General features: G+C 63.6%; 20 protein-coding genes and 1 other RNA gene. 3 read left to right on the forward strand and 18 right to left on the reverse strand.

Features of this window, described 5'->3' with window-relative positions:
* Positions 1 to 185 (forward strand): CrcB family protein (locus AC3A3W_RS14700; RefSeq protein WP_487443769.1); only part of this gene is annotated, 185 nt, incomplete at its 5' end.
* 36 nt (positions 186 to 221) lie between these two features.
* The gene (locus tag AC3A3W_RS14705; protein ID WP_205655337.1) at positions 222 to 584 is read left to right on the forward strand and encodes a hypothetical protein; all 363 of its coding nucleotides are present in this window, start codon (positions 222 to 224) and stop codon (positions 582 to 584) included.
* Positions 585 to 903: 319 nt separating this feature from the next.
* Here AC3A3W_RS14705 and AC3A3W_RS14710 read toward each other — a convergent pair whose 3' ends face one another.
* The 15 genes from AC3A3W_RS14710 to galE form a co-directional block, all read right to left on the reverse strand.
* Positions 904 to 1,890 (reverse strand): S1C family serine protease, encoded by a 987-nt coding sequence (locus AC3A3W_RS14710; protein WP_487443770.1) that lies wholly within the window; start codon positions 1,888 to 1,890, stop codon positions 904 to 906.
* Positions 1,891 to 2,085: 195 nt separating this feature from the next.
* Positions 2,086 to 2,454, reverse strand: a transfer-messenger RNA (tmRNA) gene (ssrA, locus tag AC3A3W_RS14715).
* A gap of 78 nt (positions 2,455 to 2,532) precedes the next feature.
* Entirely contained in the window at positions 2,533 to 3,003 is a 471-nt protein-coding gene (smpB, locus tag AC3A3W_RS14720; protein ID WP_104136293.1) for an SsrA-binding protein SmpB, read from the reverse strand.
* Between the two features lie 112 nt (positions 3,004 to 3,115).
* Positions 3,116 to 4,552 carry a peptidoglycan DD-metalloendopeptidase family protein gene (locus tag AC3A3W_RS14725; protein WP_487443875.1) on the reverse strand — a complete coding sequence of 479 codons (1,437 nt, stop codon included), beginning with the start codon at positions 4,550 to 4,552 and terminating at the stop codon, positions 3,116 to 3,118.
* A gap of 24 nt (positions 4,553 to 4,576) precedes the next feature.
* Positions 4,577 to 5,491: a permease-like cell division protein FtsX gene (gene ftsX / locus AC3A3W_RS14730; protein ID WP_487443771.1), complete on the reverse strand. Its 915-nt coding sequence runs from the start codon at positions 5,489 to 5,491 to the stop codon at positions 4,577 to 4,579.
* A complete protein-coding gene (gene ftsE / locus AC3A3W_RS14735) occupies positions 5,488 to 6,309 on the reverse strand; it encodes a cell division ATP-binding protein FtsE (RefSeq protein ID WP_487443772.1) in 822 nt (273 codons plus the stop codon). The genes ftsX and ftsE overlap by 4 nt, the downstream gene beginning before the upstream one ends.
* A gap of 190 nt (positions 6,310 to 6,499) precedes the next feature.
* Positions 6,500 to 7,615: a peptide chain release factor 2 gene (prfB, locus tag AC3A3W_RS14740; RefSeq protein WP_487443773.1), complete on the reverse strand. Its 1,116-nt coding sequence runs from the start codon at positions 7,613 to 7,615 to the stop codon at positions 6,500 to 6,502.
* 56 nt (positions 7,616 to 7,671) lie between these two features.
* The gene (locus AC3A3W_RS14745) at positions 7,672 to 8,169 is read right to left on the reverse strand and encodes a pilus assembly protein TadG-related protein (protein ID WP_487443774.1); all 498 of its coding nucleotides are present in this window, start codon (positions 8,167 to 8,169) and stop codon (positions 7,672 to 7,674) included.
* 8 nt (positions 8,170 to 8,177) lie between these two features.
* Entirely contained in the window at positions 8,178 to 8,567 is a 390-nt protein-coding gene (locus AC3A3W_RS14750) for a hypothetical protein (RefSeq protein ID WP_487443775.1), read from the reverse strand.
* A gap of 115 nt (positions 8,568 to 8,682) precedes the next feature.
* Positions 8,683 to 9,075 carry a TadE family protein gene (locus AC3A3W_RS14755; protein WP_487443776.1) on the reverse strand — a complete coding sequence of 131 codons (393 nt, stop codon included), beginning with the start codon at positions 9,073 to 9,075 and terminating at the stop codon, positions 8,683 to 8,685.
* Between the two features lie 3 nt (positions 9,076 to 9,078).
* Positions 9,079 to 9,330 (reverse strand): hypothetical protein, encoded by a 252-nt coding sequence (locus AC3A3W_RS14760; protein ID WP_487443777.1) that lies wholly within the window; start codon positions 9,328 to 9,330, stop codon positions 9,079 to 9,081.
* A 101-nt stretch (positions 9,331 to 9,431) separates the two neighbouring features.
* Positions 9,432 to 10,373: a type II secretion system F family protein gene (locus tag AC3A3W_RS14765; protein ID WP_487443778.1), complete on the reverse strand. Its 942-nt coding sequence runs from the start codon at positions 10,371 to 10,373 to the stop codon at positions 9,432 to 9,434.
* Positions 10,370 to 11,224 carry a type II secretion system F family protein gene (locus AC3A3W_RS14770; protein WP_487443779.1) on the reverse strand — a complete coding sequence of 285 codons (855 nt, stop codon included), beginning with the start codon at positions 11,222 to 11,224 and terminating at the stop codon, positions 10,370 to 10,372. Before AC3A3W_RS14770 ends, AC3A3W_RS14765 begins: the two co-directional genes overlap by 4 nt.
* On the reverse strand, positions 11,224 to 12,447 hold the full coding sequence (locus tag AC3A3W_RS14775; RefSeq protein ID WP_487443780.1) for a TadA family conjugal transfer-associated ATPase: 1,224 nt from the start codon (positions 12,445 to 12,447) through the stop codon (positions 11,224 to 11,226). Before AC3A3W_RS14775 ends, AC3A3W_RS14770 begins: the two co-directional genes overlap by 1 nt.
* A gap of 129 nt (positions 12,448 to 12,576) precedes the next feature.
* A complete protein-coding gene (gene galE, locus AC3A3W_RS14780; protein ID WP_487443781.1) occupies positions 12,577 to 13,596 on the reverse strand; it encodes a UDP-glucose 4-epimerase GalE in 1,020 nt (339 codons plus the stop codon).
* Between the two features lie 308 nt (positions 13,597 to 13,904).
* On the opposite strand from galE, the gene AC3A3W_RS14785 reads away from it, so the two are divergent.
* Positions 13,905 to 15,815, forward strand: a complete 1,911-nt coding sequence (locus AC3A3W_RS14785; RefSeq protein ID WP_487443782.1) for a GH25 family lysozyme — start codon at positions 13,905 to 13,907, stop codon at positions 15,813 to 15,815.
* A 40-nt stretch (positions 15,816 to 15,855) separates the two neighbouring features.
* Here AC3A3W_RS14785 and AC3A3W_RS14790 read toward each other — a convergent pair whose 3' ends face one another.
* Genes AC3A3W_RS14790 through AC3A3W_RS14800 form a run of 3 tightly spaced genes read right to left on the reverse strand, consistent with a single transcriptional unit; the run spans position 15,856 to position 19,671 of the window.
* Entirely contained in the window at positions 15,856 to 17,091 is a 1,236-nt protein-coding gene (locus AC3A3W_RS14790; protein ID WP_487443783.1) for an acyltransferase family protein, read from the reverse strand.
* Positions 17,088 to 18,578 (reverse strand): lipopolysaccharide biosynthesis protein, encoded by a 1,491-nt coding sequence (locus tag AC3A3W_RS14795; protein WP_487443784.1) that lies wholly within the window; start codon positions 18,576 to 18,578, stop codon positions 17,088 to 17,090. Before AC3A3W_RS14795 ends, AC3A3W_RS14790 begins: the two co-directional genes overlap by 4 nt.
* Positions 18,517 to 19,671, reverse strand: a complete 1,155-nt coding sequence (locus tag AC3A3W_RS14800) for an aminotransferase class I/II-fold pyridoxal phosphate-dependent enzyme (protein ID WP_487443785.1) — start codon at positions 19,669 to 19,671, stop codon at positions 18,517 to 18,519. Before AC3A3W_RS14800 ends, AC3A3W_RS14795 begins: the two co-directional genes overlap by 62 nt.
* Positions 19,672 to 19,683: the final 12 nt, after the last annotated feature.

Below are 19,683 nucleotides of genomic sequence, written 5' to 3' on the forward strand. Positions count from 1 at the left end.
GTGAATGGCATGCCGCGCTGGCCAGCGGCCTGGCCGGCGGACTGACGACTTTCAGTTCCTGGACCACTGCCACGGTCCGGCTCATGAGCGAAGGCCGCCATGCCGCCGCAGCCCTTAACGTCGGCAGTAACCTGCTGGCCGGGCTCGCGGCCGCCGCGGCCGGAATCGCGCTCAGCGGCGGTTAGGCCCGGCTGTCACGGCTTACCGTATCGTGGACTGTGATGATAAGCAGACGCGATGCGGCAATTGCCCTTGATGTACCCCTGGAAATGGCCCAGCGCCACGGCATTCCCAGCCGGATGACCGAGGCCCAGCTGGCCGATATCCTCGACAATCCTCCGCAGTGGCTGCTCCAGTCCAGGGCGAACCGGACGGGGAAGCGGCCGGTCTGGGTCCATCTTCGTTGCGATGTCTGCGGCTACACCGAGGCCGCCAGGCCCAAGAAATGGTGGCCTGAGTTCACCTACGTCAGCTGCAACCATCACAGCCCGGCCGACATCCCGGCGCCGGCTCCGGGTTGCGTCAGAAGCGAGTTCGACGGCGTCGGCAGCCGTTTCGTCGGCATCTCAGACGTAAAGGTGTGAGCGCCGGAGTTCATCGGTGCCGCCCTGGACGGGGCATTACATTCGGGGCGAAACAGGCGTAATTTTACGTACGAGGGGCCCACTCCGGCCCCTCGGACGAGGGAGCGCGCCATGCCGGACAAGTCACCACACACACATCAGCAGAAAAAAGCGGGCAAGACCATCAAACAAAAACGTGCGGACAAGAAAGCGAAGGGGCCCATTGAGGGTGCTCCGGATCCTGTTGCGCACCTGAAGAAACGGTCATAGCCAGGCATCCATGCAGCAGGAAGAACGGGACCGGATCCGGTCCCGTTCTTTTGTTCGCCCTCATGGCGTGCTAGGCAGTTTCGGCCATTTCAGCAGGCACTGCTGTTATCTCCAGCTCATGGCCGTCACGGAGGACGACGAGGGTCATGGGTGTGCCGATGGCCTCGGCAAAGAGGAGCTTCTGGAGGCTTTCGGCGTTGCTCACCGGACGAGTGGATGCCCGCAGCAGCACGTCCCCTACCCTGACGCCGGCCTTCTCCGCGGGGGAACCCGGGAGTACTTCGACGACCTGGAGGCCCTCGCGCTGTCCGGTGCGGACCACCGCGTTGGGGCCAAGCCTGATGGGTGTGCTGACAACGCCAAGGTAGGCTCGCCGCACCCGGCCATCTGCCAGGAGGGCGGAGATAATCCGCCGGGTGGTCTTGTTGATCGGTACGGCCAGCCCCAGCCCGGCGCCGGCCACTGCGGTGTTGATTCCGACGATCCGGCTGTGGGCGTCCGCCAGGGCACCACCCGAGCTGCCGGCGTTGAGGGCGGCATCGGTCTGGATGACGTCCTCAATGACGCGCCGGTTGCGGCCGGCCCAGACGGGAATCGCGCGGCCCAGGCCGCTGACCACCCCTGCGGTCACCGAACCTGCGAGGCCGAGCGGATTGCCCACAGCGATAACCAACTGCCCGACGCGCAGGGATTCCGCGTCCCCAAATTCTGCCGGCGCCACCCGCGGCGCACGGCCGCGGACCACGGCAAGGTCGGACAGGGGGTCCGCCCCCACCATTTCAAGATCGGTACTGGAGCCGTCGGCGAAGACGGCGCGGCCCTTCTGCGTCCCTGCCACAACGTGGGCGTTCGTCAGTAGGTACCCGTCCTCGGTAAACAGCACAGCGGACCCGGCCCCCACACGGAAGCGTCCCCCGCGCCGGTTGCCGGTCATTTCGATGGCCGCGACGTGCGGGGTGACGGTACTGGCCACCCGGATCACCGTTTCGGAGTAGGAATCCAGGGCGTCGCCGCCGCCCCTCTCAGGACCTGATGCCTTTGCCGGCGCCGTGGACATGGCGCACCTCCCTTGCCTGGGTAGTTCCCGCGAATCACGTGCTACATCTCACAACTCCCCGGGCTGCCGGGCTAGTCCCGGGAAGGCTACGCCCTCGGTGAACAGCCTGCGTGATGACCAGCACAGAGGTCGGGCGGGTTATTAAACAGCTGCAGCCCGGACCGAAGTCCGGGCTGCAGCTGTTCGGTACTGAAACAGTGGAGATGGGGGGAATTGAACCCCCGTCCGATGTCGTGTTGTCAGGGCTTCTCCGGGCGCAGTTTGCGTCGGATTTTCTCGGCCCCAGCCGTCCTGCAAACAGGCAGCTGATCCGGGCCCAGTCATCTAAGAGTCCCGCTTGCCCCGATGACGGGGGCAAACAGCAGTGGCTATCTAAATGACGCCAGGATCCGGGGCGATAGCAACCTCGGGCTGACGGACTGTCTTACTGCTTAGGCAGCAAGAGCGAAGTCAGTGCGCTTAGATTCGGCACTTATTGGTTTGCAGACAGCGTTTACGAGATAATTCTGCATCCTCGGCCCGCTTCACCTGTCGCGACTAACATCGTCGAAACCGATCATCCCCGTATTTTATTACCAAACCGGCGCGAACTGGATTCCTGCCGGACTACCTAGCATAACGCATCCGCGCCGCAGATAATTCCTAGCGGCGGTTGCGTTCCCTCATCACCCGAAGCGCCTCGCGCTTGTCCTGCTGTTCGCGCAGCGTCTGGCGCTTGTCATAGTCCTTCTTGCCGCGGGCAATACCGATCTCCACCTTGGCGCGGCCGTCCAGGAAATACAGCTGGAGCGGGACAATTGTGAAGCCCGATTCCCTGATCTTGTGGGAGATCTTGATGAGCTCCTCGCGGTGCAGCAGCAGCTTCCGGCGGCGCCGGGCGGCGTGGTTGGTCCAGCTCCCCTGGTTGTACTCAGGGATGTGGATGCCCTCCATCCACAGCTCGTCATTGTAGAAGGTGCAGAAGCCATCGACCATGGACGCATGGCCTTCCCGGAGGGACTTCACCTCGGTACCCATCAAGGCTATGCCGGCCTCGTAGGTGTCCAGGACATGGTAGTCATGCCGGGCCTTCCGGTTGGTGGCCACTACCTTACGGCCACTTTCTTTCGGCACGGTAGAACTCCTCAGGTCGTGAAATTTGGCTGCCCCGGGTGCCCCGGAGGAACGTCATTCCAGTCTACGGCAGTAGACCAGGCCGGGGCCGCAGATGCCTCGGACACGCCCGTCAGAGCAAGCGCATGGGGTCGACCGCTTCACCATTCAGCCACGTCTCGAAGTGCGAGTGGCAGCCGGTGGAGTTGCCGGTGGTGCCCGAGTACGCGATCAGCTGGCCCTGGCTGACCTGTTGCCCCACCGACACCACGACGCTTGAGTTGTGGTAGTAGATGGTGGTGAGCGAGTTGCCCTGCACCACGCCGTGGGAGATCTTCACATTGTTCCCGCCGCCGTCGTCACCCCATCCTGCGGAGAACACGGTGCCCGCTGCCGGAGCATAAACCGGTGTGCCGCAGCCTGCTCCGAAGTCGATGCCGGTGTGCATGTAGCCGCCGGAGCCGTAGAAATCCACGGTGCCGGGCGGAGTTGCCCGCCAGCCGAATCCTGACGTGATCGGAACACCGTCCGAGAACGGGTGGCGCAGGCCAAAGGCCGACGGCGGACCTGCCACCGGCGGCACGTACGGCTGGATGATCCGGGCACGGGCAGCAGCTTCGGCGTCACCGCGGGCGCGGGCTTCGGCCTCGGCGCGGGCCCGGGCAGCAGCGGCGGCAGCTTCGGCTATCCGGCGCTGCTCAGCCAGCCAGGCTTCGCGCAGCTTCCGGTCCCGTTCGACAATTTCCGCAGCAACAGCCTGCTGCCGGGCCTTGACGGTTGCCAGTTTCTTCTGGATCCCGGGCTTGGCCGCTTCAAGTTCTTTGTTGAGGCGCGCCGTGTCCGCGATGAGCTTATCCACCTTGGCCTTCTTGGCGGCTGCCTCGTCCCGGGCAATCTTTTCCTTGGCCAGCGCGGCATCGGCTTTGGCCTTAAGATCTTTGATCTCGGCTTCGACGGCTTCCAGGCGCGCCTGGGAATTCACGTTCGTGGCGTTCTGCTGTGTCAGCTTGTCCATGGCCGAGTTCTGGCTGCGCATGGCCTGATCGGCCAAGTCGATCGTGTCGGTGAGGCTGCCGGTGTTGTTGGAGCCAAAGAAAAGGGTCAGGTTCGACGGCACTCCGCCCGATTTGTAGGCCTGCGTGGCGATCTGGCCGATCAACTTCTTGGTGCTGGCGATCTTCTGCTTGTCCGCATCGAGCTGCTGGGTGATCTTCGCCTTGTTCTGTTGGGCAAGATCAACACGGGCGGCCAGGGCCTCGACTTCCTTCACCGCGCTTGCAACGCGGCCTTGGGCCTCAAGCAGTGCCTGCTGGGCGCCCGGGAGCTGGCCACGGAACATCACGAGGTCAGCGGCGGCCTTGGAGATCTTGGCGTCCACGAATTCGAGGGATTGCTGGACACGGGAGGCTTCAGCCTTGAGCGCGGCCTGCTGGTCTTCCAAGTCACCGGCGAAAGCCGGGGCTGAGGCTCCGAGCCCGGCTGCCAGCACTATCGCCAGGGCGGCGCTGATGATCCTGTGCTGGCGCCCCCCCGGGACGCTCGGCAGGAACCGGCCGCGCTTCGCGATCATGGGGATTCCTTCTGTATTCATGGACTACACCCTCAAGTATCGGCGGAGAGTCAACAGAGATGAAGTGCCCGCCAGAACAACGCCCAGTCCGACGAGGGCTGGAGCAATCAACAGCGTCTGGGCCGCGGAAATGAACGCCGTGTCAGGGTACTGCTTGGACATGTATTCGCCAAGGAAGAAGTGGGCCACCGCCCAAAGAGTGCCCGACGCCAAGGCTGCTCCAATCACCGCGGCGATCACGCCCTCCAGGATGAATGGCAACTGGATCACTGTCTTTGATGCGCCAACGAGCCTCATGATGCCCGTCTCGCGGCGCCGGCTGAACGCCGACAGCCTGATGGTGGTGGCAATGAGCAGGATGGCGCACACCGTCATGACACCCGCGATGATCACAGCGACGAGAGAGGCCGCATTCATGACGGAAAACAGCCGCTCCAGGACCTGACGCTGATCGATCACCGTTTCCACCCCCGGCTGGGAGGAAAAGGTCTCACTGATGATCTGGTATTTTTCCGGATCCTTCATGTTGATCCGGAAGGATGCGGGAAGCTGGTCCGGGGTGACGGAATCGACGATCGGAGAGTTGGAGAACTGTTCCTTGAAGTGCTTGTAGGCATCTTCCTTGGACTCAAACTGGAAGTCGTTGATGTACTGGGACACTGCCGGTGATTCCAGAAGCGTCCGCAAATTGTCCTGCTGCTCGGGCGTCGCTGACCCGGAAGCGCACCCGGCCGCCGTCGACCCTTCACCACAGAGGAAGATGGCCACCTGGACCTTGTCGTACCAGTAGCCCTTCATCTGGTTGATCTGCAGCTGGAGCATGCCTGCGGCACCCACGAACGTCAGCGAGACGAACGTGACCAGGATGACCGAAACCACCATGGACAAGTTCCGACGCAGTCCGCTGCCGATTTCTCCGAGGATGAACTGGAGCCTCACAGCCGGCCCTCCCCTGAACGTGCGGCGGCGTCACCGTCGGGTGACCGGCCGGTCATCGGTCCGGCCGGCGTCACGCCGGCCTCGTCGCGTCCGCTGGCGTCCTTGAGCCTGCGGGACTGGCCGACGACGGGAATCATGGACGTATAGAGGGCACGGGCCTCGTCGCGGATGACGACGCCGTTCTTCAGTTCCACCACGCGTTTGCGCATCTCGTTGACTATGTCGTCGTCGTGGGTGGCCATGACCACGGTGGTGCCGTTCTGGTTAATCTTGTCGAGGACGCCCATGATGCCCATGGACGTGGTGGGATCCAGGTTCCCGGTGGGCTCGTCGGCCAGCAGGATGCCGGGCCGGTTGACCACGGCGCGGGCGATCGCCACGCGCTGCTGCTCGCCGCCGGAGAGCTCATGCGGCATGCGCTTCTCTTTGCCCTCCAGGCCGACGGTTTTGAGGACCTCGGGGACGGTGTCGCGGATGACGCTGCGGCTCTTGCCGATGACCTGCATGGCAAAGGCGACGTTCGCGAACACGTTCTTCTGCGGAAGCAGGCGGAAGTCCTGGAACACGACCCCGATTCCGCGGCGCAGCCTCGGCACCCGCCAACTCGAGATGTTGGCGACGTTCTGGCCCGCGACGTAGACGGCGCCGGACGTGGCGCGGTCTTCCTTGAGCACCAGGCGCAGGAAGGTCGACTTGCCGGATCCGGATGCGCCGACGAGGAAGGCGAATTCACCACGGTCTATTTCAAGGGTGACAGAGTCCAGCGCGGGCCGCGTTGTCTGGTCGTAGACCTTGGTGACATTTTCGAAACGGATCATGATCCTATGAACCCTGCAGGGCCGTGTTGGCCTGGTCTGCAACCGGGGCGGGGGCTTTCGCTTGGGGAAGTAGGGCTCCGGCCCCTCGACTATACCTACGGGGAATGGCGCTCCCGCGGGAGTCAGGGGGGCGTGTCGCCGGATTGCGGGCGAATGTCGGCGGACATGCTGGCAGGCCGTCCAACGGTCCCTACTTTTCGGCGTTGCGGTTGTCTGTGCGCCAGCGGATTCCGGCTTCAATGAAGTCGTCGATGGCGCCGTCGAACACCGCCGAGGTGTTGCCGACCTCATGCTCGGTCCGCAAGTCCTTCACCATCTGGTACGGGTTCAGGACGTAGGAGCGCATCTGGTCGCCCCATGAAGCCTTGACGTCACCGGCGAACGCCTTCTTCTCGGCGTCCTCCTGCTCCTTCTTGAGCAGCAGCAGCCTGGACTGGAGCACGCGGAGGGCGGCGGCACGGTTCTGCAGCTGGGACTTTTCGTTCTGCATGGACACGACGGTGCCCGTGGGGATGTGGGTCAGCCGGACCGCGGAGTCCGTGGTGTTGACTGACTGCCCGCCCGGGCCCGAGGACCTGAAGACGTCCACGCGGATCTCGTTGTCCGGGATGTCAATGGAGTCGGTCTGCTCAATGAGCGGGATGACCTCCACCGCGGCGAAGGACGTCTGCCGGCGGCCCTGGTTGTCGAAGGGGCTGATCCGGACCAGCCGGTGCGTGCCGGCCTCAACGCTCAGCGTGCCAAACGCGTACGGCGCGTTGACTTCGAAGGTCGCGGACTTCAGACCGGCTTCCTCCGCATAGGACGTATCCATGACGGTGGTGGGATAGCCGTGCCGCTCGGCCCAGCGCAGGTACATCCGGAGCAGCATTTCCGCGAAGTCTGCGGCATCGACGCCGCCGGCCCCCGCGCGGATGGTCACCACCGCCTCACGCTCGTCGTATTCACCGGAGAGCAGTGTGACGACTTCCAGTTCCTCGAGGGATTTGCGGATGGATTCGAGTTCTGCCGCGGCCTCGCCCATGGAATCGGCGTCGTCCTCGTCCTGGCCCAGTTCCACCAGGACCTCGAGGTCGTCGATGCGGGATGCCAGCGTGGTCAATCGCTCGAGTTCGGACTGGCGGTGCGATAGGCGCGAGGTAATGATCTGCGCGGCCGCGGGGTCGTCCCAAAGATTGGGTTCGCCGGCGCGCTCGCTCAGTTCTGCGATGTCTTCCTTCAGCGCCTCGACATTGGTGACGTTTTCAATGGAGGTGTAGGTGGCGCGCAAGGCGCGGATCTCTGCAGAAAAATCAATTTGAGCCATGGTTGTTTAAGCCTACGCTATCCGCCTCCTCCGGCCGGACGGTGAGAACGTACGCTTCAGCGCGTGAGCCTGGACCGGGCAGTGGAGGACGCTTCGATCCTGATGCCGTCCGGCACGAGGAAGTTCACCACCGGAGGATGGACTGCCGCACTGAGAACCACGACGGCGGTGGAACCGTCGGGCGTGCCAGTGGACGGGGCGACGGTCAGCGCGGAGTGGCGCCCAAACGCACCATTCCGGTTGAGGTAGTCGCTGGCCGCACTTCTGACGCGGTCGCCGCTCAGTGCGGCGCTGGGAGTGCCCCCGGCCGTCTCCACCTGGCCCAGGGTGAAGCTGCCCGCGGCAGCTACGGACGCGCCGTCGGCCAGAGACAGGAGCTTCTTATGTTCGATGTACAGGCTGGACGCGGCCATCACCACGGTGCTGACCAGGAGCGCCAGCATGACAAAGCCGATGATGAGCACGGTTATCTGCCCGTTCTCGGCCGCGCTCCCCTGCGGATTTGCGGATGGCGTGCCGGCGGATGGCGGGCGGGCGGATGGCGGGCGGCGCACGCGATAGATCATCGGAACCTGCCCACGATCTGGGTTGCCGTGGCGTTCAGTTGGCCAGCACTGAGGTGGAACGCGTCGCTGAAGGGGACAAAGGGCAGCGGCACGCTGAGGTGCACCGTCACGGTGACCGCAGACCCCGCGGCCATGCAGTCGCTACGGTCACACGCCACTTCAACCCGGGCGTTTTCGGCAGGATGGCCGTAGTCGGCTATGGCCATCACGGCAGCCTGCTCTGCTGCTGCCCTGCCGGACGATTCGTCGGGCTGGGTCACGAAGATCTTCGCCGCCTGGTCTGCCGCTCCAACCACGGCAAACGAGCCTCCCTGTATCTGGCCGACAGTGATGATGAAGTACACCACGGGCACCATGAGCAGCAGCCCCAGGAAGGTGAACTCCACGACTGCGCTCCCCCGTTCGCCATCGTCTTCGACCGGACATCCACGCTCAACGCCCGGTGCTTTACCGGGTCGGGCTACCCTTGGCTGTCCTGCAGGACGCGGCAGGTGCCGGGGGTCAGTTGTTGATCGCTGCATGTCCGCTGACTTCCAACAAACCCCGCGGGCCGATCAAACCAATCACCGGCATTGGCGCCCTGACGGTCACCTCCAGCGCGCGCAGCCCTTGAAAAGAGACCTCACGTGTCTGAATGTCCTGGGCGAAGTCGGCGTTGAGTGCGGTGTGGATGAGCTCACCCGTGCGTTGCCGCGCGTCGCCGACGCTACGGTCGGCCAAGGTCCCATACCGAGCGCCCGAGGCCGCGGCATCGATCAGTGTGTTCCGGACGTGCAGCACGAGCGCGAGCTGGATGATGGCGAGAAAGAACATCGTGAGCAGTCCACCCACCAGGACAAAGTCGACGACCGCAGAACCCTTCTCGCGCTCGGAACGGCCAGCGACCGGCATCATCGCCTACTTTCCGACCGTGTCCATTGCCTGGTTGAACATCGCCTCAAGAGCCGGTCCGGCGAGACCCAGCAGCGCCGCCACCAGCACCGCCGACATGAGGGTAATCATGACCCACCCCGGAACGTCTCCCCGCTCGCCGTGATCACGGCCAGGGGTGTCAGCGCGGCGGTGCTGCCCGGGCGAGGCCGCAGCTCCCCCGATGCCCAACCCCAGCGCGCGCACTAGTGCAATTCCATGCCTGGCTATGAGTGTCATGTGGTTTCCGTTTCCTTGAGATGGTGAGTACGGGCTAAGGACAATGCGGATTTCCGCGAGCGGTCAGGGGCAGTGTCTGGGATCTGGCGGTCACCGCAAACTCACAGATTCAGGCTCAGTGCGGCCAGACCGGGGAAAACGGCAAATACCACGGTGAGGGGCAGCACCCCGAAGACAAGCGGCACCATCATCGCGATCTCTTTCTTTCCGGCGGACTCCATCAGATCGCGTTTTGCGGTGTCCCGGACATCCTGGGCCTGGGCCCTCAGCACGTCGGCCAACGGCGTGCCCCTCTCCACTGCGACGATGATTCCGTCCACGAAGCGGATAAGCGGCCCGAGGTCAGTCCGGGAAGAGAACTCCTGCAGGGCCTCCACGAGAGGTTTTCCCGCACGCGTTTCAGCGAGCACCTTTTCGAACTCCTTGGCGAGCTCCCCACGGGCACTTCTGCAAACCCGGTCCAGAGCACCGGTGGCGCTCTCCCCTGCCCCTACAGCCAGCGCCATCAGCTCAGCAAGGCTTGGAAACTCGGCCATCATTCTGACTTCCCGTTTCCTGATCTGCACTCCCAGCCAATAGTCGCGGAACAGGAATCCGCCGACCGCGCTTCCAGCCGCTACTACGACAGCCAGCACCGGGCTGAACCGCCCCGCCATGGCACCCAGAGCTATCAACCCGACGGTGGCAAAGAAGCCACCCACGGCCCAGAGAAGCTGTTCAGCGCGAAAATGCACCGGCGATTTGCTGATTCCTGCCTGAGCCAGCCTGCGCGCCAGGACCGAGGATCCCAAGTTGAACTTGCCCAGCTTCACGAGTCCGTCCCTGATCAGGGGACGCACGATGCGTTCAAGCGGACCGAAGGGCGTGAGATTGTGGTCGGCTGCCATAAGCAGCCGGGATTCCACGTTCTGGGCCTTCAGTTGCGGCTCTATCCGCTCCACAAAGGAGATGGGCCGCATGAACGGAAGGCGGACGAGAAGCAGCCACAGGCCCACGCCGAGGAGTAGGCCGCATGCGATCGCTGCTGCAGGAACGGTCGTCATCGCAGGACCCTCTCCTCTTCGGGAAGCGCACCGATCCGCAGCATGATCGAGTAGCACACCATGGAAACCACCAGCCCTCCGACCAGGACCCCGGCACCCATCGGCGTGTTGTAGGCGGCCACTGCCTCCGGACGGCTCACCAGCAAGAGCATGACGATCCAGGGGGCCGCGACGGCGAGCCGGGCCGCGTTCACGGTCCAGGACTGCCTGGCTTCGAGTTCACTTCGGGTCCTGGCACTTTCGCGGAGGAATTCGGCAAGCGTCCCCAGGAGCCGGCCGAGGTCGGAACCGCCTACCTCCCTCGTGAGTCTCAGCGCTTCGATGATGCGATCGGCCACCGGATCAGCAAGACGTTCCTTGAGCTTGTTCAGTGAAGCATCGAATTGGCCACCAGCCCTGTAGTCGGAGCCGAAGTCACGAAACACGTGTCGAAGTTCCTCCGGCCCCTTCTCCCCGAGCTGGATGAGGGCTTCAGGCAGCGAGAGCCCTGCCCGGATGGCAGACCTGAGGTGATCCACAACATCCGGCCAGAGCCGGCGCAAAACGGCAGTCCGCCGTCGGGCGCGCCACCTGACCGCCACGACGGGAAGCCAGGCTCCGAACAGCCCGAAACACAATGAAACCGGCCATGACTTGCTGACGGCGAAGAAGACCAACGTCACGAAAAGCCCAAGCCCCAGGCAACTGCCGATGAGACCGGCGCCCGTAACCTTTTCAACGCCTGCCGCGAGCAGCAGATCATGGAGGCGGCTGCTCCGCGGCTCACGCCTGACGGTTTCCGGCTGCGCCCAGGCCGACCACCAGATGAGGAACAGCCCTGCTCCTGCCAGCACGCCAAGTAGCGGGGCCATCAACGTGGCTCCAGTAACGCCGCAACGTCGTAACCCGCTCTCGCGAACTTCTCAGGCGCAGGCATCGAGCTGGCACTTGGCAGCAGCTGTCCGTCGACCAAGGAAAAGACCATCGACGACTCTATGACGCCGTTCTCGACCCTCCTTCCCAGGGACAGGATCTCGGTCACCCGTCTGCGGCCGTTTACCTGCCGGCTGCAATGGACCACGAGGTCGATGCAGGAGGCCACTGTGGGGACAACGAAGGCACTTGAGATGTTTTCTCCGGCCAGCAGCGGAAGGGTGCAGATCTTCGTCACGGCATCATGGGCCGAATTCGCATGGACGGTGCACATTCCCGGCAGCCCTGAATTCAAGGCGATGAGCATGTCGAGGCTTTCCGCTTCCCGTACCTCTCCGACCACCAGACGGTCCGGGCGCATCCGCAGCGCCTCCTTGACCAGGCGGCGCAGCGGGATCTCCCCCTCGCCTTCGAGATTTGGCTGGCGGCACTGCAGTCCCACCACGTCACGCAGCGGAAACTGCAGCTCAAAGATTTCCTCTACAGTGATGACCCGCTCGCGGCTGCCGATGCTGGCGGCTAGGCAGTTCAGCATGGTGGTCTTGCCCGCTTGGGTGGCGCCCGATACCAGGATATTCAGTCCGCTGGCCACCGCCGCACCGAGAAACCGCGCAGACTGCGGTGTCAGGGTTCCGAGGTCGACGAGGTGCTCGAGACGGCTCGCCTTGACGACGAACTTGCGGATATTTATGGCCCAGTGCCGCTTCGTCACGTCGGGGATGACGACATGCAGCCGCGAACCGTCCGGCAGGGCCGCATCCACAAACGGCGAAGACATGTCGAGGCGCCGGCCCGAGCTTTTGAGCATCCGCTCTACGAGGTCGCGCACCTGTTGGTCGGTGAGGCTGAGTGACGTGAGCTCGGATTCGCCGTTCCGGGCGACGTAGACCTCATTTGGTGCGTTGATCCAGACTTCCTCGATGGCCGGATCGTCGAGCAGCGGCTGGAGGACGCCGAAACCCGCCACTGCGTCAAAGACGAACCTGCGTGCGGTGTCAGCCGAACCAAGCGGAGGCAGCGGACCCATCAGGGCGCGTTCATCATAATCGCTGACAGCCGCGTCAACGAGCCGCCTGACCTCCCCTGCCTGCCGGAGGGGGTCCAGCCCCCGCCGACGGATGAGCTCCCGAACTTCGTCCTCGACTATCCGCACAGCATCCATGAGGCCCCCCGTACGCCTGCCACCCCCAGCGGAAGCAGTGCAATTGGGTTAAAGCTAAGGGATGCGGATCACGAGGCATAGTCAAACGTTCCAAGTTGTGGATAAGTGGGGAATGCCCCGGCTGCGAGGCTACGCTTCCCCGTCGTAGCCGTAAGGGTTGGAGCTTTGCCACCGCCAGTGGTCCGCACACATCTGTGCAAGGTCCCTGTGTGCAGACCAGCCAAGGTCGGCCAGCGCGGCCGAGGCATCCGCGTAGCTGACGGCTGCATCCCCTGGCCGCCGCGGCGCGAACTCGTACGGGATCGGGTGTCCGGCTGCCGCGCCGAAAGCCTCGATGACTTCGAGCACAGAGGAGCCCCGCCCTGTGCCGAGGTTCCAGCGGAAGGAACCGGTCTTGGTTTCCAGATAGCGGAGCGCCGCGAGGTGGCCTGCCGCGAGGTCCATGACGTGGATATAGTCCCGGACTCCCGTGCCATCCGGCGTGGGGTAGTCGTTGCCGAACACCCTCACCTTCTCCCGCCGGCCCACAGCCACCTGGGCCACGAACGGCAACAGGTTGTTGGGGATGCCGCGCGGGTCCTCCCCGATGCGTCCGGACTCGTGCGCGCCGACCGGGTTGAAGTAGCGGAGCAATGCGACGCTCCAGCGTGGATCCGCGGCACTCAGGTCGGAAAGGATGTCCTCAATCTGTTCCTTGGTGCGGCCGTACGGATTCGTTGCGTCCAGGGGCGATTTTTCGATCAACGGGACGTGCTCGGAAGCGCCGTACACCGTTGCGGACGAACTGAACACCAGCCGGCGCACACCCGCCTTCTCCATGCTCTCCAGCAGGTTGAGCGTGCCGACGACGTTGTTCCTGTAGTACCACAACGGTTTCTCGACCGACTCCCCCACGGCCTTCAGCCCCGCGAAGTGGATGACGGCGTCGAAGCCGCCTTCCGCGAACACCGCATCGACGGCGGCAGCGTCCAGCAGGTCGCCCTCGCGGAATGCCACTTTCCTGCCCGTAAGCTCTTCAACGCGGTGCACGGCCTCGACGCTGGAGTTCATGAGGTTGTCCAGCACCACCACCTCGTGTCCGTCCTCGAGTAGACAAAGCACAGTGTGCGATCCGATGTACCCGGCCCCGCCGGTAACCAAAACCTTCATGGCCCCCAGTCTATGGTCGCGTTGCTTCGCCCGAAAATTCTGAAGATTGCGAGGGTCGCGAGGGCTACCTGGCCAAACCGCAATAGCAACACGCCCATCAGGAACATCACTAGCATCATCAGTAACAATAATGGTAGGGTTGCCGCGCTAAGGCCTACCCTTCCCAACCTCGGGCGCGCATCGATATCAACCAACGATCGATTTTGCAACGTCAGATGGCGGCTAGGTCACACGCCATAACCTCGGATGGACAGATGAAACCAACACAACCTGCACGGCGAAGTATTACCGGCTCACTTGCCTCCGGTATGCTGGCACTCGCAGTCCTGGCGGGGCTTGCGGTGCCGGCCCCGGCATCCGCTGTGGAACCAACACCGATTCCGACGGCGTCAGCCCAACCTGCCACCCTTGGGTCACCGGCTGGTTCCGACTCCGGCGGAATCAACAGCGAGGCAGACAAGGCAGCCATGCGGGCCGCGATCGGAGAACATGGCGCCGAGATGGGACAGGGCAATCCCGCTAAGCCCGAACCGCAGCCAGCGGCAGAAACGCAAGCATCGTGGACACCTTCATTCGGCGTCCACGGGCAGGACGTCAGCGGCTACCAAGGGTCGGTTGACTGGAGGCAGCAGTGGAACATGGGTTCGCGTTTTGCCTACGTGAAGGCCACCGAGGGGAACTACTACACCAACGGGCAGTTCTCGACGCAGTACCAGGGATCCCGCAACGTGGGCATGATCCGGGGGGCCTACCATTTCGCCATTCCGAACGCTTCCTCCGGTGCAGATCAGGCACGTTTCTTCGTGGCACGCGGCGGAGGGTGGACTGGCGATGGCTACACACTTCCTCCCGTTCTGGACTTTGAATTCAATCCCTACGCGGGCCAAACTATCAACGGCTTCTACCACGGCAATACCTGCTACGACAAAACTCCTCAGCAACTGGCATCCTGGGTCCGGGAATTCGGCAACACCATGCTGAGCCTCACCGGCCGACTGCCCGTTCTGTACACGAATACTAGTTGGTGGAAGCTATGCACTGCCGATGCCCGGGGATTCGGCGACTACCCGCTGTGGGTTGCTTCGTATCCGGACTCCCCAACGAACAGTCCCGGCGCCATCCCGTCGAGCTGGAGCCACTACAGCCTGTGGCAATACAGCGATGACGGCCCGTTTGCAGGCGATTCAAACGTTTGGAACGGCACATATACCCAGTTGCAGACGTTTGCCCGGAGCAGGGGCGACTCCGCCGGCGCCATCGAGCAGAAGTGGCTGGACCTGGGCGGTGTCTCCGGAAACCTCGGGGCCGCTGTCTCCACGTCTGACATCTGCACACTGGTCGGCGGTGGCTGTTACCGGACGTACGCGGGCGGCAACATCTACTGGACCACGGCATCTGGGGCGCACCCGGTCACCGACAGTTACTGGACGGCCTGGGGCGAGGCGCGCTGGCAGAGCGGAATCGGCTACCCCACGAGCGATGTCACCTGCCCCCATGGCGCGGCAACCACATCAACGTGCCATCAAAAATTCCAGGGCGGCATTGTCTACGGGACGCCTGGTGCGGGGACTTTCGCCGTGACCAACAAATACATGTCCGCATGGAAGGCGGCCGGCTGGCAGCAGGGCATCGGCTACCCGATAGCCACCGCGACCTGCGGGCTGTACGGGGGCGGCTGCTACCAGCCCTTCCAGAAAGCCAACGTGTACTATTCGGCAGGGACCGGTGCCCACGCCGTGACGCCTGCGTACTGGCAGGCATGGAAGGAAGTAGGCTGGCAGCAGGGGCTGGGCTATCCCACCGGCACCGTCACCTGCGGGCTGTACGGCGGCGGCTGCTACCAGCCGTTCCAGAAGGCGAACGTCTACTTCTCCTCCGGCACCGGTGCGCACGCGGTTTTTGGCGCCTACTTCGCTTCCTGGAAAAACGCAGGTTGGCAGGCCGGCGTCGGATACCCGACAGGATCAGCGAAATGCGGCCTCTACGGCGGCGGCTGCTACCAGCCCTTTCAACGGGCAAACAGCTACAATACGGCCGCTACCGGGGCGAACATGGTCGGTGAGCCCTACTGGTCAGCGTGGGGTAAGGCCGGCTGGCAAGTGGGAGGACTGGGGTACCCACTGGGCGCGGCAGTCCAGTACAACGGCTATCGGAAGGTGCCTTTCCAGGGCGGCTCCATCTCGTACACTCCTACGGGAGTCACCGTCAGCCGCAACTGAGAGTGCAACAGAGACGGACTTGGCTCAATCACCATGCTGGCTACCCCTGCAGCGGTGGCGCCCCCTTACTAGGAGGGAGGAGGTGCCTTTTGAGCCATTTCCCAACCTTGTGGAAGTGGCGCTCCACCAAAAGGTAGTAGATGTACGCCACCAAGTTGCAGATGATCAGCGACAGAGGAATCAGTTGCCACGCGGATAGTGTGGAGTGCAGAAAGTACCAGATGTACGTCATGAAGGAGAAGTGCACGAGGTACAGGGAGTAACTGAAGCTGGATAGGAACACGCTACCGGAGACAAACCAGTTGCCTACAATCAAACGGAAGCCGCCGCGGTCCGAGGTGTCCCCGGCGTCATGAGTCCGCGCGGTTCTTCCTTCCACTGCAAAAAACAGATGGCAGAAAGCCACAGCCGCTGCCACCACGGTGATGCCTGAATGCAGATTCTGGCCCGTATAGTGCAGACCAGTGAGGAATGCTCCCGTGGCCAGGCCTACGAGCCACAAGTGCGCCGACACGGGGAGCCTCCGCATGGTTGCACCTGCGATGGCGTACAGCATGCCGATGATCCAGGCCAGCGATTCGTACGATCCGTGGCCCATGTAGCCGAGGGGAACGGCGATGGCGAACAGCAGAAGGGCAACCCGAAGGAAGCCCATGCGTTTTCCCCGCAGCACAATGAGGGCGAGGATCCCGAACGCCACATAGATCCACCATTCGGCCACGATGGACCACAGTGGAGCGCCTGTCCCAACCGGCTTGACATTGATCCAGCCTGTCGAGGTCCGAGCGGCGATCTCTTGCAGGACAGGGTGGTTAAACAGCAGCGTGAAGTTGCCAACAATCGTCTGCAGGTTCAGATGGATGTTGATGAAGGGCAGCCGCGTGGAACCTTGGAACACGAGGAAATCAAGGGCAACGATCAGTGCGATAGCCGGCAGCAGAGGGTAGACAACGCGCGCAACGCGGTCCAGCAGATAGTGTCCGAACGTGAACCCACTGTGGCTCCGTTTCTTCAGCACAGCACTGGTGATCAAGTAACCTGACAGCACGAAAAAGATAACCACGGCAAAGGATTGCATGTAGAAGACGCGCTTTCCGGGGACCATGAAGATGCCCGGCAGGAAAATGTTGAGGGCGTGTCCCAACACCACGGCCTGCGCTGAAATTCCGCGGGCGAATTCGAAGAATACGATGGTGCGTGGTGCCGGCTTGACCGCCTTATGCTCCGCGGCTGTCTGCGGCGGCCCGACTGTCTCCAGGCTGCTGGTGCCACTCATGATGAAGCCTTTCCCATCTGCTTTGTCCTCCGTTGGTGCCGTAGGGCCAGTCCGACGACGGCCGCCACCACAAGCACGACCGCTGTAATAATCCCGGAAACAAGGTCGCGCGGCATCATCAAGAGCACCACGACATAGGCTACAGCGGCAAGGCAGCAGAGCGCGTAGGTGCCCATCGGCCATCCGCCGGGCGCCCGCCGTCGTGCTATCAAGAAATACACGCCGCCCAATAGCAAAAAGGACCCGGCCGACGTCGCCGCCATGAGCACCAGGTCTCCGCTGGAGGCGGGCCAGAGCGCGGCCACCGCCGAAACCACGAGCACGGCCGGCGTGACCACCGCCAAAATCCACGTCATCTTGTCGGCGAACAGCAGCGAGGAGGCGTTCAGGTACAGCAGGTACCCCAGGGCAATCAGGGGCATGATCTGCGCCACCGGAATCAGGTCTTCCCGTCCGACGGCCATGACATGGGTCACCACGTTGGCCCCGCCGCTCGCCACCACGACGATGGCCAGGCCGGCAAAACTTGCGGTCTTCATCACTGAGCGCATACGTTCCGGCCGCTCATCCGGCTTCGCCGACATGATCGCCGGCACCCAGGCGTTGTTCAGCGCCCCCAGCAGCGTCACCGTTCCCAGCACAAAGATCTGCACCTTGCCGTAGTCGCCGGAGATGCCCTCCGCTGCCACGGCCGCCAGGAGAAAGGCCGCCCCCTGGGTGAGGAGCATCATCGATCCCGTATGGGGAAGCACGGGAAGGCCGATAAGCAGCGCCTCTTTCGCGGCGCCGGGCACGGCGAACGGCTGTGACGGCGGGGCGACGAACAGCGCAGCAAGGGCTGTCAGGCAGACAGCGGCGCCGAAGCCCACCATGAAGACACTGGCCGAAGCACCCACCAGAAGCATCGCAATGAGGCCCACGCCGTAGGCGGCCACGGATGAACCAAGGCTCAACAGGACAAAAGCGACCGGACGTCCCTGCGCCCGCAGCAGCGCCTGGGCGGCCAACACGGTGGCCAGCAGGCCCATGGTCAGCAGCGCAATGGTGAAGCTGAACGTACCTTCGCTGCCGCGCGCCAGCCACCAGTACACGCCCGCTGCAAGGATGCCCACTACAGCGCCGAACACGCTGAGGAAGCCGCTGATCGAGCGTGCTTTGGCGGCGCCGTTGTGGTCGAACCACGTCTTGGTGATCGCCAGCGGAAGACCCGCGGCTCCGAGCACAACGCCGACCTGGATGACCGAGACGGCCAGGAAGAGTTCCTGCCACTCGGCATCGCTGTTGAGCACACGGAGGGCGAACGGCTGCACCAGGAAGATGCCCAGGCCCTGCATGAGCGCGCCGGCCAGATACAGGACCGAGTTCCTGCCGGTTCTTTCCATGGCGCTGCTGTTCCCGGACTCGGCAACATCTGCCCGCCCGGCGCTACTCACCGTTGAGTCGTAGCCATTCGTGGACACGCTCGATGACCCGGTCCTGGTCGTCATCCGTAAGGTCTGTCGAGCAAGGGAGCGAAAGGCCGCGGGCGAACAGGTCTTCACCGATGGCGCCATCGAGGGTCAGTTCATCCTTCAGGGGCGGCTGCATGTGCAGCGGCCGCCACAGGGAACGCGATTCGATGTTGACCTCGGCCAGGAAGTCCTGCAGTTCGTCCCGAGCCCCGGCACCACGCGATGCAGGCACGAGCACCGAGTACAGCCAGTACGTGGACTCCTGCCCGGGAAGGTTGGGCGGTGTCTGGATGCCGGTACCGGCAAAGGCGTCAGCGTACCGTGCCGCGATTTTGCGCTTGGTGGCAACAAACCCGTCCAGCCGCTCCAGCTGTGCCACCCCGAGGGCCGCGGCGATGTTCGTCAGCCGGTAGTTGAAGCCAATTTCGTCGTGCAGGTAGCCGCGGTCCGGGAGCCGGGCCTGCGTCGACAGGTGCTTCGCCTTCGCCGCCAGTTCAGGATCGTCGGTGGTGAACATCCCGCCGCCACCGGTGGTCATGATCTTGTTTCCGTTGAACGAGAACGCACCCATGTGGCCGACAGTCCCGACGTGGCGGCCTTCCAGCGGCCCCTCGGTCCACATGGCGCCGAGGGCCTCGGCGGCATCTTCGATCAGGATGATGCCGTATTCATCCGCAAGTTCCCGCGCGGCATGGGCATCGGCGGGCTGGCCCAGGATGTGCACGATCTCGATGGCCTTGGGCAGCTTCTCCCCCGCCGCCGTCCTGCGTTCGATCTCGCGGCGCAGGCTATCGACATCCATGCACCAGGTTTCGGCCAGCGAGTCCACCAGAAGCAGGTCGGCGAACTGGTAGGACGCCGCGTTGGAACTTGCCATGAAGGTGAAGTCCGACACGGCAACCAGGTCCCCCGGCTGAACGTCGGCGAGGCGCATCGCAATGTGCAGCGCCGCCGTTCCCGAAGCGCATGCCACGGCGTGCTTGGCGCCGACGTAGTCAGCGAACTTCTGTTCGAATTCGGAGACGAACTGCCCCACGGACGAGACAAACCCGCTGGCGACGGCTTCGTTGACGAGTTCGGCTTCACGCTCGCCGATATTGGGTACAGCTAGTGGGATACGGCTCGCCACAATTGACCTTTC

This window comes from Arthrobacter sp. Soil_N43, from assembly GCF_057655195.1.

What these genes read in the sequence shown, in the direction of transcription:
- ftsE (WP_487443772.1), bottom strand. Translation starts at nt 6,309, where the DNA reads ATGATCCGTTTCGAAAATGTCACCAAGGTCTACGACCAGACAACGCGG.
- AC3A3W_RS14790 (WP_487443783.1), bottom strand. Translation starts at nt 17,091, where the DNA reads ATGAGTGGCACCAGCAGCCTGGAGACAGTCGGGCCGCCGCAGACAGCC.
- AC3A3W_RS14765 (WP_487443778.1), bottom strand. Translation starts at nt 10,373, where the DNA reads ATGACGACCGTTCCTGCAGCAGCGATCGCATGCGGCCTACTCCTCGGC.
- prfB (WP_487443773.1), bottom strand. Translation starts at nt 7,615, where the DNA reads ATGGCTCAAATTGATTTTTCTGCAGAGATCCGCGCCTTGCGCGCCACC.
- AC3A3W_RS14760 (WP_487443777.1), bottom strand. Translation starts at nt 9,330, where the DNA reads ATGACACTCATAGCCAGGCATGGAATTGCACTAGTGCGCGCGCTGGGG.
- AC3A3W_RS14775 (WP_487443780.1), bottom strand. Translation starts at nt 12,447, where the DNA reads ATGGATGCTGTGCGGATAGTCGAGGACGAAGTTCGGGAGCTCATCCGT.
- AC3A3W_RS14725 (WP_487443875.1), bottom strand. Translation starts at nt 4,552, where the DNA reads ATGATCGCGAAGCGCGGCCGGTTCCTGCCGAGCGTCCCGGGGGGGCGC.
- AC3A3W_RS14755 (WP_487443776.1), bottom strand. Translation starts at nt 9,075, where the DNA reads ATGATGCCGGTCGCTGGCCGTTCCGAGCGCGAGAAGGGTTCTGCGGTC.
- AC3A3W_RS14770 (WP_487443779.1), bottom strand. Translation starts at nt 11,224, where the DNA reads ATGGCCCCGCTACTTGGCGTGCTGGCAGGAGCAGGGCTGTTCCTCATC.
- AC3A3W_RS14710 (WP_487443770.1), bottom strand. Translation starts at nt 1,890, where the DNA reads ATGTCCACGGCGCCGGCAAAGGCATCAGGTCCTGAGAGGGGCGGCGGC.
- galE (WP_487443781.1), bottom strand. Translation starts at nt 13,596, where the DNA reads ATGAAGGTTTTGGTTACCGGCGGGGCCGGGTACATCGGATCGCACACT.
- AC3A3W_RS14785 (WP_487443782.1), top strand. Translation starts at nt 13,905, where the DNA reads ATGCTGGCACTCGCAGTCCTGGCGGGGCTTGCGGTGCCGGCCCCGGCA.
- AC3A3W_RS14705 (WP_205655337.1), top strand. Translation starts at nt 222, where the DNA reads ATGATAAGCAGACGCGATGCGGCAATTGCCCTTGATGTACCCCTGGAA.
- AC3A3W_RS14795 (WP_487443784.1), bottom strand. Translation starts at nt 18,578, where the DNA reads ATGACGACCAGGACCGGGTCATCGAGCGTGTCCACGAATGGCTACGAC.